Genomic DNA, 16,002 nt, shown 5'->3' with positions numbered 1-16,002 from the left:
CGATTCGGGATCAGTAGAACGGAACCATCACGATGTCTCCGTCCGTAAACCGGAAAGTGACTCTCTGCGAAGCGTCCTTCACGAACCTCGTATATCTTCCGATCACGATTTTCGTGCCGCCCCATAACGTATGAACCGCGTCCACGCGCGCCGTCGTCGCGTCTTCCAGCGTCTTTTCGATTTCCAGCACGCGTTCCTTGGCGCTCTGCAGCTCCTCGGTCGTCTGCCGCTTCGTCGCCGTCAGCTTGACCCGCAGCGCCAGCTTGTCGCCGCTGAGCTGACCGGCCGAAGCCATCTGGTCGAGCATGGACAGTGCTTTCTCCGTCTTGTCCAAGCTCTCGGACAATTGGCGCATCGTCGTGCGCAAGTCGCCGAGCTCCTGGCGGAGTTCCGGCCTGACGCCGACCTCGACGACCGTCGCCGTCGACATCGAGTTGCCGATCATTCTCGCCGTCACCCGTTCTCCCGCCTGGATCGTGCCGCCCACGATCAGCCCTTTGGCTCCCAGGCATTTGACCGATTTGCCGGCGCGGACGTTCGAGTGCATAATGCTCTGGGTCACCAGCACGTCCTCGCCGGCAATGACGTTCCCCTCTTGAATAAACGAGCAGCGAACGTTGCGTCCGGCCTTGACATATCCTTTGTTCGTTCCAATAATTCCGCCCGTAATTTCGATCGAACCGTCGGATTCGACCTCGGCGCCCTCGATGCCGCCCGTCACGCGGATGTCTCCCGACGCCTTGACGCGGAATCCGGTCAAAATATTGCCGCGGACGACGACCGTGCCGACAAATTCGATGTTGCCGATATTGTAATCGACGTCGCCGTTCACTTCGTACACGGGAAAGACGTTCAGCTTATCCTTGTCGGTCTTCGTCACCAAGCCGTCGATCGCCGCGTACATCGCCACTTTCTCGGGATTGACGACGACGTTTTTGCCGATCTTGAAATGGGTGTCCTTGCCTTCTCTCGGGGCGATATCTTCTCCCGTGACGGCTTTGCCCGGAACGCCCGGTTCCGCGGGAACCCGCTCGGCGATCAGCTGACCCGCCTTCACGTTGGCCAGCTTCGTGACCTGCTTGTAGTCGACGCTGCCGTCCTCGCGCTCGACGGGGCCGCGGTTCTCTTCCTCGTCCTCGCCGTACAGAAGCTTGATATAGCCGTCCTTGCCCGGCTTGGGCGGCGTGCCGACGGCGACGACGTTCTGCGCGAAGTAGAAGTCCTGGGGCCGTTGCGAGATCAAATAGATCGCATCCGACTGCAGCCCCGACTTGATGCCTTGCGACGACAAGTACTGCTCCAGTTCGCGGGCGGTAAACTTAGGATCCCCTTCCACCCGCTTGAATACCAGATACGCATTCATTTTGTCTTCGGAAATCGTAACTTGCAGTCCTTCCTCCATGGAGAAGCTTCCATTGTCAGGCATCGTCAACGCCCCCTATTATCCGTTTTGAAGCAACTGTTCCTTATGTTTCGCGAGCGCCCCCCGAAGCCTCAAAATCGCTTTGGAATGCAATTGGGAAATTCTCGAAGGCGATAGGCACATCACTTCCGCGATCTCGCTTAACGACAAGTCCTCGTAATAAAACAAAGAGATTACGGTGCGTTCCTTCTCCGTGAGCTTCTCTATGCCGTATTTCAGAGAGTCCTTCAAATACGTCTCGTGAACTTTCGATTCCGGGCTGACCGCTTTGTCGTCGACGAGCAGCGACAGACGGGTCTCGGATTCTTCCTCGCGGATCGGATCCTCCAGAGAGAATACGGCCGCGACCGCTACTTCCTGAAGCATTTGCTGAAACTCTTTGTTGCTAATATTCAAATAGTCGCATATCTCGTCGTCCGAAGCAGATCTTAAATGCCGCTGCTCCAGTACCGCATAGGCGTCCTCGATTTTTTTCGCTTTATCACGAACCGAGCGGGGCACCCAGTCTCCTTGCCTAAGCCCGTCGATGATCGCCCCTCTGATTCTCCATGAAGCATACGTCTCGAACTGCAAGCCGCGCCGATAGTCGAACTTCTCGATCGCGTCGATCAGCCCCATGGCGCCGTTGCTCGCAAGATCGTCTTTCGTTACGTTTTTCGGCAAACCCACCGCCATACGGCTGGAGACGTAATCCACGAGCGGCAAATAGTGTTCGATCAGCCTTTTTCTCGCATCCGGGTCCTCGTCGTCTTTCCATCGCTGCCATAAATCCTGATGGGACAACCGGGAACGTGTTTGATCGACCATTCTAGCCTCACCATCCTTATTCGTCCGTCAGGCGCCGTATCGCCTGAGCCACTTCCTCCGGATTCGGATTATCGAGCGACACCACCCGCTTGGGCTGCAAAGGCTGGAAGCCCTTGACTTCCTCTTCCTTCGCCGTTTCCGGCTTGCCGTCGGTCCATTGCTCCTTCAGCATCTCCGACAAGGCGTCGCCTTCGTCCGGTGTCGTCAGATCAAGCAAGCTTCCGCGGTCGTCCTCGGCCGGGGTCCCGCTTACAGCCGGCTTGCCGGGAGCAAGCAGCTGCCCGAGCACGAAGCTTGCGGCCAGCGCCAATGCGGCGAACGCCAGAAAAGCGTAAAAGCTTCTGAGCAGCGTCGTTCCCAGCGGATTGTTCGACAGGGAGATCAAGCCGGTGAGCAGCGCTCCGAAAACTCCGAATCCGATGATGAATCGCCAGGAACCTTTCATCTTAAATCTCCTTTACTCCGTGCTGCACGCTGCGAATAAGAAAAATGCCGGTATGGCTGTACAGCTCCACCGTCCGTCCGTAGTTGCCTCCGGTGTCCTCGGACACGAGACGGATCGAGAACCGCTCCAGCTCCAACTTCGTCGCTTCCACGTTGCGAGGTCCGATTCTCATCGTATCCGCGCCGCCCATGAAAGCGAACATTTGCGCTCCCCCGGCCATTTTGGCGATCAGGCGATGGATCGCCGCGCCTCTGCTTCTCAGCCTGTTCACGAGCTCGGGGACGGCCGTGTCCGCGTATTTGGCGATATTCAGCTGACCTTCGCGCGCGATGTCGGAGGACGGCAGCATAATGTGCGCCATTCCGCCGATGCGCAAGTCGGGATCGAATAACGTCAAGCCGACGCACGAGCCTAATCCCGTCGTCTTGAGCACCGCCCCCCCTTCCGCGATATTCAGATCAGCCATTCCGACTTTGATCAACGTGCCCTCGGTCATCAGAACGGCACTCCTAACGCACGAAAGAGCTTCTCGAACGACTCCGGGTCCGGAATGAGGAAGAAATGGCCTTCGGCCTCCTGCTGCCCTTCCAGGAAAGTCGTATCTATGAGCAGAGCGTCGTCGCCCATCGTGCCGAATTGAAGCAGACCGTAGCTCAGGATCGCCCCCGCCATGTCCACTGCCAGGGAAGGCACGGTAGGCGACATCCTCAGGCCGGTGAAATCCGCCAGCGAGGACAAGTACGAGCCTGCCAGAATGTTGCCGATCTCGTTCAGCGCGGACAGCTCCAGCTCGCTGTATTCGTCGTTCTCCGCCGCGTTGAATCCGAGCAAGCCTTGCAGAATCCGGCGCGCCGGCTCCCGGTTGATAATGAAGAACATATTGCCGGGAGCGTCGCCTTCGACACGAAGGAAAATGGCGATCACGACCGCCTCCGAACCTCCGACCCGCTCGGCGATCTCTTCGAACGGAAGCAGGTTCACGGTAGGCACCGCCATGTCCACCGGTTTGTTAAGCAGCGTAGACAATGCGGTCGCCGCATTGCCGGCGCCGATGTTGCCGACCTCCCGAAGCACGTCCAGCTTGAAATCCGCGTTATTCCTGAACAGATTCACGGCTTATTCCCCGAACTGTTCCAATTGGATAATTTCGCTGCGGTTCAGCACTTCGGACAGATTCAGCAAGATGAGCAGGCGGTTCTCCCCGATCTTGGCCACTCCGCTCAAGTACTTCGCCTTAATCCCGCCGACCACTTCCGGAGGATTTTCGATCGCGTCGCTCGAGACGTCCAGCACGTCGTTCGCCGAGTCCACGATAAATCCGACTTCCAGTTCGTTGGCCGCGACGATGATAATGCGGGAGTTCTCGGTGTAATCCGACTCGGTCAAGCCGAACCGGCCGCGCAGATCGATGACCGGAATGACGACGCCCCGCAGATTGATGACTCCTTTTACGAACGCCGGCGTTTTCGGTACGCGGGTGATCGGAAGCATCCGCTCGATCGTGCGCACCTTGTCCACCTCGATACCGTACTCTTCCTGCGCCAGCGTGAAGACGATCACTTTCAATTCCTCTGCCATGAATGATTCCTCCCTTAGAGTCCGGACTGTTATTTGATAATCGCGTTAGGATCCACGATCAAGGCGACTTGCCCGTCCCCGAGTATCGTCGCTCCCGAGACGACGCCTTTGACGCCGGTCAAATATTTGCCCAGCGGCTTGAGCACGATCTCGCTCTGGCCGATGAATTCGTCGACGAGAACGGCAGCCAGCTTGTCCCCTTTGCGGATGACGAGCATTTCGGTCTCGATCTCGTCGTCGTCGCGGTAATCCGGCGAGTCGATCAGCTGGGCCAGCGAAATGACGGGAATGATGGACTGGCGGTAATCGATCATGCGATTGCCGTGCAGCGTACGGATGTCCGAACGTTTCAGCGAGCCCGTCTCCACGATCGAAGACAGCGGGAACGCATACTTCTCGGAGCCCTGCTTGATCAGCATCGCGGCGATAATCGACAGCGTCAGAGGCAGCTGGATCGAGAACTTCGTTCCCTGTCCGAGCGTCGACAGCACGGTGACGTTGCCGCCCAAGGAAGTAATCTTCGATTTGACGACGTCGAGCCCGACGCCGCGGCCGGAGATGTCCGATACTTTGTCCGCCGTACTGAAGCCCGGAGCGAACAGCAGCATGTTCACTTCCTCGTCGCTGAGCGTCTTCGCCTCCTCCGGAGTGACGACGCCCCGCTTGATCGCCGTCTCGAGCACTTTCGGCCGGTTAATGCCTTTGCCGTCGTCCTCGATCTCGATGAACACGTGGTTGCCGCTGTGGAACGCGCGCAGCACGACGGTTCCGGTCTCGGGCTTGCCCAATGCGACGCGGTCCGCGATCGATTCGACGCCGTGGTCGACCGAGTTGCGAATCAAGTGCACGAGCGGATCGCCGATCTCGTCGATAACGGTGCGGTCCAGCTCGGTTTCGGCGCCTACGACGACCAGATCCACTTTCTTGTCCAGCGATTTGGCCAAGTCCCTGACCATGCGCGGGAAGCGGTTAAAGACGCTGTCCACGGGAACCATGCGCAGCTTAAGCACGATATTTTGCAAGTCGGCGCTGACGCGCGCCATGTGCTCCACCGTCTCCGTCAAGTCGTTGCGGCGGATTTCGAAGGCGAGCTGCTCGAGGCGAACGCGGTCGATGAGCATTTCGCTGAACAGATTCATCAGCGTGTCCAATCGCTCGATATCGACCCGGATCGTGCGGGGAGCGGCATTGCCGGAAGCAGCCGGAGCCGCGGGACGCGCAGCGCCCTTGTCGGCAGCGGGAGCTTGCGTTGCCGGCGCCTTGGCCGAAGCCGCTTCCTTCGCCGCCGACGCGCTCTGCTCGGAAGCGCGCAAATTGTCTTCCATCTCTTGCAGGGACGCTTTGTCCACCGCGTTCAGCGTTACGGATTCGATCTCCGACACTCTGGAGAGCTGCTCGTGGAGCGTCTGCTCCGCCGTCTGGGTAATGTAGTACACGGAGAAACCGCGGTCGAATTGCTCCTGCTCGATCTCCTGTACGGACGGGTAGGATTTGACGACCTCCCCGTTCCTCTCGAGGACGTCGAACACCATGTAGGCGCGGGCCGCCTTCAGCAAGCAGTCCTCGCGCACCCTTACTTCGATGAAGTAGGCTGTATGCCCGCCCTCGATCGATTGCGCCAGAATCGACAGCTGGTACTGGTCGAGCACGAGCGATGCGGGCAGCGCCGCGGCGGCCTTGGCCGGAGCGGAAGTCCCGGAAGCGGATGCCGCGGCTCCGGTATCGCCTTTGACGATGCCTTTCAGACGTTCGACCAGTTCGTCGACTTCGCCTTTGCCCGTTCCCCCGCCGATAATATCCTGGACCATCGCTTCCAGCGCGTCGAGGCATTTGAACAGCGTGTCGAAAATATGGCCGTTCATGCTGAGCTTCTCGTTGCGCACGAGGTCAAGCACGTTCTCCATCTCGTGGGTAAGCGAGGCGAGATCCTCGAATCCCATCGTCGCGGACATCCCTTTTAACGTATGCGCGGAACGGAAGATGATCTGGACGATTCCGATGTCCTCCGGCTGCTGCTCCAGCCGAAGCATATTTTCGTTTAGCGCTTGCAAGTGATCGTTGGACTCGTCGATAAACATGGACATGTACTGATTCATTTCCATGGCCGGACACCTCCTTGTTGGCTGAACTTTCAGCGCGCTAGGTTTTGCGCGATTTCATTTCCTGCACGAGAACCGGAGCGATGCCCTGCAGCGGCACTTGATGCGTCGCGGCGCCGAGCTCGACCGCCGACCGGGGCATCCCGTACACGACGCAAGTCTGCTCGGCTTCGGCGATCGTCGTCTGGGCCCCGTCGTCGAGCAGCGCCTTCATTCCTTTCGCTCCGTCGCTGCCCATTCCGGTCATCAGCACCGCATGGCGCTTCAGCTGCCGGTGGCCGATCAAGGATTCGAACAGGACGTCGACCGACGGCATATGGCCGCTTCGAGGTCCCTCGTTCGACAGCTTGACCCGGTATTTGCCGGAGGCGTCCTTCGCCAGCGACATGTGCTTGCCGCCCGGAGCGATATACGCGGTCGCCGTCTCGATCTGTTCTCCGTCCGTCGCCTCCCGGACGTGAATGCTGCAGAACGAATCCAGCCGCTGCGCGAGCGAGTGCGTAAACTTGGGCGGCATATGCTGAACGACGAGAATCGGCGCCGGAAAATCCGCCGGAATGCCGGTCAGCACTTCATGCAGCGCGCGCGGTCCGCCCGTCGAAGTGCCGATCGCGACGATCTGCGTGAACGAGGACGTCGGCTTCGGTTCCGCCGGAGGCGGCGGAGCGGCGGGAGGCGGAGCGTTCGGAGCGACCGTCTGCGCGACGTTCGGCTGCCGAAGGGGCGGCCTCGCCTCCTTCTTGACGACAGTCAGCGGCGTGCCGCCGTCCGTCGCCCTGGCCGGTTTGCGCAGAATTTCCGGCGGCTCTTGAGGCTTCGGAGGCTTGGGCGCCCCCGCGAAAGCAGGTCTCGCGGGCGGATCGCTCTTGCGAATCTCCGTCTCCCTGCGGATCAGCTTCTGCGGCTTGTCGATTCGCGGGAGCGCGATCGTCGGCTTCTTGACGGGAGCTTCCTTACTGGAAGAGGAATTGCCGGCAGACTCCTCGCCGGGCGGAGACTCCGCGGCCGCGGCGGCTGCCAGCGCCGCTTCCTTCGTTTCCCGCACCGCGCGAGCGGCCGGCGAAGGAGAAGAAGGAGCCTCCTCGGCCGCCTTCTCCACAACGGCCGGCAGCATCCGAAGCGGGCCTTTGTCGATCGTCTCCGCCACGATGCGCAGCTTCTCCAGCAGCTGCTCTCCGACCTGCCGAATGTCCAGCTTTACGGCTCCGTCCGGCTTGCGGATGAAATCGATCGCGCCGAATTGGAGCGCTCGTATCGTATCTCTGGTGCCGTTGTCCGTCACCGCGGACAGCATAATGACGGGAGTCGGCCTCATCGCCATAATGTTCTGCAGCGCTTCGATTCCGTTCATGCGCGGCATTTCCAAGTCCATCGTAATGATGTCGGGCTTCAGCTCCAGCGTCAGCTTAACGGCCTCTTCTCCGTCGCATGCGGTTGCCAACACTTTGAAAGCGGAGTCTATGTCGATGACGTCGCTGAACACTTTGCGCATGAAAGGGGAATCATCCACGATGAGTACTTTTAACTCCGTCATATGGCATCCTCCTCTTAATCTAGTTGTTTGATGTCTTCGCGCTCGCATGCCCGTCGGCTGGCGACCGATCAGCTCCAGAGCTTCTTCATTCGTTGCATGAACCCCGACAACCCGCGGGCCGTCGACTGCGACTGCGATCGCTCTTCCATCAGAAACCTGGACGCGATCCGGTCGATGCCCCGCATCGCCTCGCTATTGGGAAATGCGACCGACAGCGGAGTTTGCCGCCTGACCGCTTTGGAGACGCTGGCATCGTCGGGAATGTAACCGAGCACCGGAATATCGATGCCGATATACTTGCTTGCCACTTGCCGGATGTTGTCGGCCGTCTGCGCGCCTTCGCGATCGTCGACGACCCGGTTGACGACGAGCCGGAACGGAACCTGGTACCCCATCGAGTTCACCATTTTGATCAAGGCGTACGCGTCCGTGATCGACGTCGGCTCCGGCGTCGTCACGACGATCGTCTCTTCGGCCGCCGCGATGAATCTCGTCGTCTCCTTGGACAAGCCCGCGCCCGTGTCGAACAGGATGAAGTCGACATGGCCGTGCAGCTTGCCGATCTGTTCGGCGAAATATTCCAGCTCTTGTTCCCTAAGCCGCACCAAATCTTGAAACCCGGATCCCCCGGCGATGAATTGCAGGCCGCTCGGACCGATCTGGATAATTTCCCAGATCGACTTCTCGCCTTTGAGCAGATGGATGAGGTTGTACTTGGCCGGAGTGCCCATCAGCACGTCGATGTTGGCGAAGCTGATGTCCGCGTCGAACAGCAGCACGCTGTATCCCCGATTTTGCAAAGCCATTCCGAAGTTCAGGCTGAAATTGGATTTGCCGACCCCTCCTTTGCCGCTGGTGACCGTTACGACCTTGGTCGTCTTCGCCGACCCGAGGTCCTTCGAGTGAACCAAATGCCGGAGCGCCTGCGCCTGGTCAATCATCGCCCGGCTCCCCCAGCAGCTTGCGAACCAGGTCTTCCGGATCGAACGCTTTGATATCGTCCGGCACCGCCTGCCCGCAAGTGTAATAGGAAATGCGGAAGTCGAATTCCTTGACGAGATTGACGACGGAGCCGTACGATTCCGTCTCGTCGAACTTCGTGAGCAGAAGCCGGCGGACTCCGTATTTCGCGAATTGCGAGGCTACCGCCTTCATGTCGGAATACTTGCTCGTCATGCTCAGAACGAGAATGGTCTCCGCCCCCTCCGCCGGCGATAGCAGGCTGTTGACTTCGGAGACGAACAGCTCGTTGCGGTAATTCCGGCCCGCGGTGTCCATGAACAACAAATCGCGGTCCTCTAACTTATGATAGGCCCGTGTCAATTCCCCGGGCGAAAACACGACTTCGAGCGGAACGTTCAAAATGTCCGCATACGTTCTTAGCTGATCCACCGCGGCGATCCGGTACGTATCCGCCGTAATGAACCCGACGCTGCGACGCTGCGCGAACGACTGGTCCGCCGCAAGCTTGGCGATCGTCGTCGTCTTGCCGACTCCCGTCGGCCCGACGAAATGAACGATGCGCGTCTCCTGAGCGATGCCCTCTCCTTTGGCTTCGTTCAACCACGAGAGCAGGACGCCTCCTGCGGCTTCGTAAGCATTCGCTTCGTCTTCGCCGGCTTCCCTCAGCTTTGCCGCTGTCGCTTCCGCGAACTGTTCGACGTACGCCGGCTCGACGCCTTGCGAGGCAAGCCGCTTGCTCCATTTCAGCACGGACTCGGGAATCGAGCGGGACGTCGTCTGGGCCTTCGTCATTCGCGTCATCATTTCCCGCAGCGAACGAAGTTCCTGAAGCACGACGGACGTCTCGTCCCGCAGATCGCTCTCGCGGAAGGCTTCGGACTTCGACTCGGCGGCCGCAAGCGCGTCCGCCTTCAGCCGGTCGGCGATTCCCGATCGCAGCCGGTCGAGAGGATCGGAAGAATCAAGAAAATCGCTCTCCGGCTGCTGCCGCTCCGCCGCCGTGATCGGCGCGGGCGGTTCGACCCTCGGAAGCGGGTCCGCCGGAGGACGCGATTCGATTCGCGGGAGCGGATCGGATGGCGGCTCCTTCGCCGCGACGTTAACCGGGCTTGCGATCGGCTGCCTGCCGCTGTCCGAGAACGGCGGCTGCGTGTACCTCTCCCTGACGGCAACGGACGGAATCGGCACTGCCGCCGCAGGCTCGTTAACCGCGGCCGGGACCGGCTTCGGCTCGGCCGCCGGCGGTTTCTCCGGCATTCTGACCGGCAAGGACGCGCGCGCGGGAGCTTTGCGGGCCGTCTCGTCGACGGCCGCGATCACTTCCATTCTTTTTTGGCGGAACATACCAAGAAATCCGCCTACGCGGATTTCTTTCGTATTCAAAATAACGGCGTCGGAGCCGAGCTCGGCGCGAATCAGCTGCACCGCTTCGGGCACGTCGTCGACTATGTATCGTTTGACCTTCATGCGCTCACCACCCCAACGCTCTGCACTTCAATGCTAGGCTCCAATTCGCTGTACGAGATGACCGGAATGTCCTGCAAGCTTCTCTCCAGCAATTGCCGCAAATACATGCGGATCGTCGGAGAAGTCAGGATAATCGGCTGCTGTCCCGCCTGCACGAGGCGGTTCACCTGCTCCGTCAGTCTCTGGTAGATCGCTTGCGAGGACGCCGGATCCAACGCGAGATAGCTTCCCTGGTCGGACTGCTGCACCGCTTCCGCGATCTTCTTCTCGACGGCCGGGCTGACCGTAATGACCTTAAGCGGCTCCGCCGGCGACGCGTACTGCTGCGTGATCTGCCTGGACAGGCTCTGCCTGGCGTATTCCGTCAGCACGTCCGGATCTTTCGTGTACTTGCCGTAATCGGCCAGCGTCTCGAAGATCGTGACGAGATCCCGGATCGAGATTTTCTCCTTCAGCAGCTTGGACAGCACCTTCTGCACGTCCCCGACGCCGAGAATCGACGGTATAAGCTCCTCCACCAGCGCCGGATACGTATCCTTGACGCTGTCGATCAGAGATTTCGTCTCCTGGCGGCCGATCAGCTCGTGCGCGTATTTCTTGATCACTTCCGTCAAATGAGTGGCGACGACCGACGGCGGGTCCACGACCGTGTAGCCGGCCATCTCCGCGCGTTCCTTCGTGGCTTCGTCGATCCAGAGCGCCGGCAAGCCGAACGCAGGTTCCTGGGTCTCGATACCCGTAACGGAGTCGTCGTCGAACCCCGGACTCATTGCCAAGTAGTGATGTATGAGTAATTCGCCGCGCGCCACCGTATTTCCTTTCATTTTTATGACATATTCGTTCGGTTTTAGTTGAATATTGTCGCGAATTCGGATGACGGGGACGATAAGTCCCATTTCAAGCGCGCATTGCCGTCGAATCATGATGATTCTGTCGAGCAGATCCCCGCCCTGCTGCGTATCCGCCAACGGGATGAGACCGTAGCCGAATTCGAATTCGATCGGATCGACTTGAAGCAGGCTGATGACGCTTTCCGGACTGCGAACTTCCTCGATCTCCTTTTCCTCGACGAGCATTTCCGCTGCCTGCTGCTCCCTGTTCAGGTTCGTCTGCAGACGGTAACCGGCGATTCCCAATATCGCCGCGTACGGAATCGTGCTAAGAAGCGGAATCGGAGTGGCGATGCCGAGCAATGCCACCGTTCCGGCCACGATGTACAGAAGCCGCGGGTAACGGAGCAGTTGCTTGCTCATATCGTCGGCCATGTTGCCGTCGGACGCGGCCCTCGTGACGATAATACCGGCTGCGGTGCTGATCAGCAGCGCCGGAATCTGGCTGACGAGCCCGTCGCCGATCGACAGGACGGAGTACGTTTCCAGCGCGGTCATGACGTCCATGCCGTGGATGGCCATGCCGACGACGAAGCCCGCGATCAGGTTGATCAGTACGATGATGATCGAAGCGATGGCGTCCCCTTTGACGAATTTGCTGGCGCCGTCCATCGCGCCGTAGAAATCCGCTTCCTTCTCGATCTTCTCGCGGCGCTCGCGCGCTTGCTGTTCGTTGATCAGCCCTGCGTTCAAGTCCGCGTCGATGCTCATCTGCTTGCCGGGCATCGCATCGAGCGTAAATCTCGCTCCGACTTCGGCAACCCGCTCGGAGCCTTTCGTAATAACGATGAACTGCACAACGACCAGGATGAGGAACACGACAAAGCCGACGGCCAGCTCTCCCCCGGCCACGAACCGGCCGAACGTCTCGACGACGTGACCGGCGTCCGCTTCGGACAAAATCAGCCTTGTCGTCGAGACGTTGAGCGCGAGCCGGAATACGGTCGTTACGAGCAGCAACGTCGGGAAAATGGAGAAGTGCAGCGCATCCTGGGTATTCATCGCGATCAGCAAAATCATGATGGCTATGGAAATGTTGATGATGAGCAGGACGTCCAGCAGCCCTTTGGGAATCGGAACGACCATCATCAGAACGATGCCGATGACGCCGATTAATATGCTTAGGTCCCTAATTTTCATGACGCCACGCCACCCCACTCCAATATAAAACTCAGCCCGACTTCGAACTTTTTGAACTTTATCTAACTTTAATGCTTCCTCTAATTCCGCTTGACTTACCTCCGGCCTTTAAGCCGGTATACGTATGCCAGCACTTCCGCGACCGCCTGGAACAGATCGGCGGGAACGCTTTGTCCCACTTCTGTTTTCTCGTACAATGCGCGGGCGAGCGGCTTGTTTTCCATCGTTATAACGTCGTTCTCTTTGGCAATCTCCCGAATTCTCAAGGCCAGATAGTCTTGGCCTTTGGCCACCACCGTCGGGGCGTCCATCTTCGACGCGTCGTATTTCAGCGCGACCGCGAAGTGGGTCGGGTTCGTAATGACGACGTCCGCGCTCGGCACTTCCTGCATCATCCGCATCAGCGCCATTCTGCGCTGGCGTTCCTTGATCTTGCCTTTGATGAGCGGATCGCCTTCCACGTTTTTGTATTCGTCCTTAATATCTTGCTTGCTCATGCGCAAATTTTTCTCGTACTCGTAACGCTGGTACATAAAATCGCCGATCGCCAGTATGAACAGCAGCACCGCGATGAAGATCCCCAAGCGGACGATCAAGCTGGTCGCGAAAGCGAATATGTCCTGCACGGGCAAATGAGCCAACTCGAGCAAGCGTTTCTTCTCGGACCACAGCACCATGAACACGATGACAGCGACGCAGACGAGCTTCAGCCCGCTCTTCAGAAATTCGATCACCGAACGCATTCCGAACAAGTTTTTGAATCCTTTGAGCGGATCAAGCTTCTCGAATTTCGGCTTCAGCGGCTCGACCGTGAACAGCCAGCCGATCTGAACATAGTTGGCGGCAAACGCGATCACGACGACAATGATGAACACCGGCGCCATCAGAATCAACATTTGGACCGCATAGTGATTAAACAGAGCGAGCACATTGCTGTCGGTAACCTGCATATTCAGCCGATACAGGAACGCGTCTCCGATCAAGGACAGCAGCTGCTGTCTCAGGAACGGTCCAAGCATGACGAGAAAGGCGATGCAGGCGAGCAGGATAAGCGTGCTCGGAATTTCCGCGCTTTTGGCAACCTGTCCTTTTTTGCGGCTGTCCTGGCGCTTCTTGGGCGTTGCCTTCTCCGTCTTCTCGCCGGAAAATAACTGCAGATCCATCTTCAGGCGATTGCGGGGCATGACACCACCTCCTGAACTTCGCGCCGTAAGATGCCTTTCATAGAGCCCATGCCTGGTTTGAACTATGTTCTATAACGGTTAAGGCCTTGCCTTCAAAATCGTAAATAAATGCTCAAGCGCTTGGAACATCCGGTCGAAAATCATTTGAAACAACGTTCCGAATCCGGGAATCAGCAAAACGAGCAACGCGAGTCCGACCAAAATTTTCAGCGGCAGCCCGATGACGAATACGTTGTACTGCGGAGCCGCACGGGCCAGCAGCGCCAAGCCAAAATCGGTCAGGAACATCGCCACGACGATCGGGGCGGAAATTTGCAGCGCCAGCAGGAACGTGTCCGCGAACGTGCGGGTCAGAAACTCCGTTACGCTTCCGCCGTAATAAACTTGAAATAAATTGTTGTCCATCGGCAGCCACTTGTAGCTGTCCATAATGGCGGCCAGCAAGTAGTGATGGCCGTTGATGGATAAGAAAACGAGAATGAGCACCATGAACTTGAAGTTGCCCATGATCGGGGCGGACACGCCGGTTACCGGATCGACGATGTTGGCCATCGCCAACCCCATCTGCATGTCCATAAGCCCTCCCGCGGTCTGAACGATCGCGAAAAACATATAAGCCACGAAACCGATCAGCAAGCCCGCGAACACTTCTCGCATAATGGCCAGAATGTAAGTCGCGTCCGCCGTCACCTTCGTATCGAACCCGACGTTCAAAAAGACGATCAGGGAGACGAAGAAGCCGAGCCCGATCTTGATCGTAGCCGGGAAGTTCCGGGACGAAAAGATCGGCGCGACAACAAAAAACGCTGTAATTCGACAAAAAACAAGCAGAAAGGCAGGGAAGACCTGCATGATGATGTTCATATCAAGTCACCCAATGTACTTCTCCAAATTTCCTAACAGGCGCGCCGTGAAATCGACCATAATGTTCAAAATCCACGGCCCGAAAATCAACAAGGCGAGAAAAACCGCGATGATCTTGGGGACGAAGGCGAGCGTCTGCTCCTGGATCTGCGTCGTCGCCTGAAAGATGCTGACGCTGAGGCCTACGACAAGCGCGATGATCAGCATCGGCGCGCTTACTTTCAGCACGGTAAACAGCGCTTGGCCCGCAAGGCCGATAATAAACTCCGATGTCATTGGCTTCTTCCCCCTCGTTCGAACGCCCGATTCAAGGACTAAAGCTGGTCAACAGCGACTTCACGACAAGATACCAGCCGTCCACGAGCACGAAGAGCAGAATCTTGAAAGGCAACGAGATCATAATCGGCGGAAGCATCATCATCCCCATCGCCATCAGCGTGCTGGCGACGACCATGTCAATGACGAGAAACGGAATAAAGATCATGAAGCCCATCTGGAATGCCGTTTTCAATTCGCTAATGGCGTAAGCCGGAACGAGCACGGTCATCGGAATGTCTTGATACGTTGCCGGCTTCTCGGTTTTCGTGTACTTCATGAACAGCAGCAGGTCTTTCTCCCGCGTATGCTTGTACATGAACTCCTTCATCGGCACGGCAGCCTTCTCCAGAGCGTCCGTCTGGCTGATCTCGCCGGCCAAGTAAGGCTTGAGAGCCGTTTCGTTCACCTGCGACATCGTCGGAGCCATCACGAACAGCGTCATGAACAGCGCCAGTCCGATCAATACCTGGTTGGGCGGCATCTGCTGCGTGCCCAGCGACGTGCGCACAAACCCGAGCACGATGACGATTCTCGTGAAGCTCGTCATCAGCACGAGAATGGCCGGAGCCAAGCTCAGCACGGTAATGAGCAAGAGCAAGGACAACGCGGACGCGCCGACCGGCTCCGAGCCGTCGCCGAGCGTTACCCCGATAATGGGGTCGGCATAGGCGGACGCCTGAAACCCGACCAGCAAAGCCTGCAACGTCAGGAAACTATATAAGATTTTTTTTCTCATCGCTCATCTGTCCGATCTTCAGAACGGTTATCCTCCAGCAGTTGTTCCGCCTTCTGCCTTCTCTCGGAAAGCTCGCGGAGCCGGTTTTCCAACGACTTCTCGAAGCTGGAATCGGCTCCGGCGGTTGTGGAGGCCAGGTCCTCGCTCTGAGGTTTGTTGCGCTCCGTCCATTTGCGAAGCCAATCGGGCAGCGCCGGTCCCATGTCGGCCATGCCGGCTTCATGCTCCGCCAGCAAAGCGTCCACGATCTCCGCGTCCGTGATCGACTCCAGCAGCGTAATATTCTCTCCGACCCCGAGCACGTAGATCCGCCCATTCCATTCCACGATCTGCATCGACTTGTTCGTGCCCAGCGGATATCCTCCGAGCGAGCGCAGCGAGCGGTTCATCCCCCACCCGCGATTGCGTTTCGCCAGGAAGCGCAAAACGAGCACGATCAAGCCGATGATCAGTCCGAGGACAACGAGCACCCGGATCAAATCCCAAACCGAGCCTAGCGACGACGTATCCGGCAACTCATCGGCAAGCCCGTATGTTCGCATGAATCTTCAACG

16 protein-coding genes are annotated in these 16,002 nt (G+C 58.3%); all 16 read right to left on the bottom strand.

What is annotated here, in order from left to right; genetic code table 11:
• Positions 1 to 10: 10 nt before the first annotated feature.
• Complete coding sequence (locus tag B0G52_RS09180) at positions 11 to 1,426, bottom strand: flagellar assembly protein A (protein WP_094043417.1); 1,416 nt, start codon at positions 1,424 to 1,426, stop codon at positions 11 to 13.
• 15 nt (positions 1,427 to 1,441) lie between these two features.
• Positions 1,442 to 2,230: a FliA/WhiG family RNA polymerase sigma factor gene (locus B0G52_RS09175; RefSeq protein ID WP_094043415.1), complete on the bottom strand. Its 789-nt coding sequence runs from the start codon at positions 2,228 to 2,230 to the stop codon at positions 1,442 to 1,444.
• Between the two features lie 16 nt (positions 2,231 to 2,246).
• Positions 2,247 to 2,675 (bottom strand): hypothetical protein, encoded by a 429-nt coding sequence (locus B0G52_RS09170; protein WP_094043413.1) that lies wholly within the window; start codon positions 2,673 to 2,675, stop codon positions 2,247 to 2,249.
• Between the two features lies 1 nt (position 2,676).
• The gene (locus B0G52_RS09165; protein ID WP_198960624.1) at positions 2,677 to 3,174 is read right to left on the bottom strand and encodes a chemotaxis protein CheD; all 498 of its coding nucleotides are present in this window, start codon (positions 3,172 to 3,174) and stop codon (positions 2,677 to 2,679) included.
• Entirely contained in the window at positions 3,171 to 3,788 is a 618-nt protein-coding gene (locus tag B0G52_RS09160; RefSeq protein WP_094043410.1) for a chemotaxis protein CheC, read from the bottom strand. The genes B0G52_RS09165 and B0G52_RS09160 overlap by 4 nt, the downstream gene beginning before the upstream one ends.
• Before the next feature lie 3 nt (positions 3,789 to 3,791).
• Positions 3,792 to 4,253 (bottom strand): chemotaxis protein CheW, encoded by a 462-nt coding sequence (locus B0G52_RS09155; protein ID WP_094043409.1) that lies wholly within the window; start codon positions 4,251 to 4,253, stop codon positions 3,792 to 3,794.
• Between the two features lie 29 nt (positions 4,254 to 4,282).
• Positions 4,283 to 6,355 (bottom strand): chemotaxis protein CheA, encoded by a 2,073-nt coding sequence (locus tag B0G52_RS09150; protein WP_094043407.1) that lies wholly within the window; start codon positions 6,353 to 6,355, stop codon positions 4,283 to 4,285.
• Positions 6,356 to 6,392: 37 nt separating this feature from the next.
• Positions 6,393 to 7,886: a protein-glutamate methylesterase/protein-glutamine glutaminase gene (locus B0G52_RS09145; protein WP_233162521.1), complete on the bottom strand. Its 1,494-nt coding sequence runs from the start codon at positions 7,884 to 7,886 to the stop codon at positions 6,393 to 6,395.
• Between the two features lie 68 nt (positions 7,887 to 7,954).
• Positions 7,955 to 8,827: a MinD/ParA family protein gene (locus tag B0G52_RS09135; protein WP_094043405.1), complete on the bottom strand. Its 873-nt coding sequence runs from the start codon at positions 8,825 to 8,827 to the stop codon at positions 7,955 to 7,957.
• The gene (gene flhF / locus B0G52_RS09130; protein ID WP_094043403.1) at positions 8,820 to 10,316 is read right to left on the bottom strand and encodes a flagellar biosynthesis GTPase FlhF; all 1,497 of its coding nucleotides are present in this window, start codon (positions 10,314 to 10,316) and stop codon (positions 8,820 to 8,822) included. The genes B0G52_RS09135 and flhF overlap by 8 nt, the downstream gene beginning before the upstream one ends.
• Positions 10,313 to 12,346, bottom strand: coding sequence for a flagellar biosynthesis protein FlhA (gene flhA, locus B0G52_RS09125; protein ID WP_094043401.1), 2,034 nt, complete (start codon positions 12,344 to 12,346; stop codon positions 10,313 to 10,315). Before flhA ends, flhF begins: the two co-directional genes overlap by 4 nt.
• 95 nt (positions 12,347 to 12,441) lie before the next feature.
• Positions 12,442 to 13,530 (bottom strand): flagellar biosynthesis protein FlhB, encoded by a 1,089-nt coding sequence (gene flhB, locus B0G52_RS09120; RefSeq protein WP_094043399.1) that lies wholly within the window; start codon positions 13,528 to 13,530, stop codon positions 12,442 to 12,444.
• A gap of 78 nt (positions 13,531 to 13,608) precedes the next feature.
• Positions 13,609 to 14,394 carry a flagellar biosynthetic protein FliR gene (gene fliR, locus B0G52_RS09115; RefSeq protein WP_094043397.1) on the bottom strand — a complete coding sequence of 262 codons (786 nt, stop codon included), beginning with the start codon at positions 14,392 to 14,394 and terminating at the stop codon, positions 13,609 to 13,611.
• Between the two features lie 6 nt (positions 14,395 to 14,400).
• Complete coding sequence (gene fliQ / locus B0G52_RS09110; RefSeq protein WP_094043395.1) at positions 14,401 to 14,670, bottom strand: flagellar biosynthesis protein FliQ; 270 nt, start codon at positions 14,668 to 14,670, stop codon at positions 14,401 to 14,403.
• A gap of 31 nt (positions 14,671 to 14,701) precedes the next feature.
• Entirely contained in the window at positions 14,702 to 15,448 is a 747-nt protein-coding gene (fliP, locus tag B0G52_RS09105) for a flagellar type III secretion system pore protein FliP (protein WP_094043393.1), read from the bottom strand.
• Positions 15,445 to 15,990, bottom strand: coding sequence for a flagellar biosynthetic protein FliO (locus B0G52_RS09100; protein WP_094043391.1), 546 nt, complete (start codon positions 15,988 to 15,990; stop codon positions 15,445 to 15,447). The genes fliP and B0G52_RS09100 overlap by 4 nt, the downstream gene beginning before the upstream one ends.
• Positions 15,991 to 16,002 lie beyond the last annotated feature (12 nt).

Origin of the sequence: Cohnella sp. SGD-V74, assembly GCF_003001675.1 — a bacterium.
GTDB lineage: Bacteria > Bacillota > Bacilli > Paenibacillales > Paenibacillaceae > Cohnella.
This window is presented reverse-complemented; position numbering and strand designations above follow the sequence as displayed.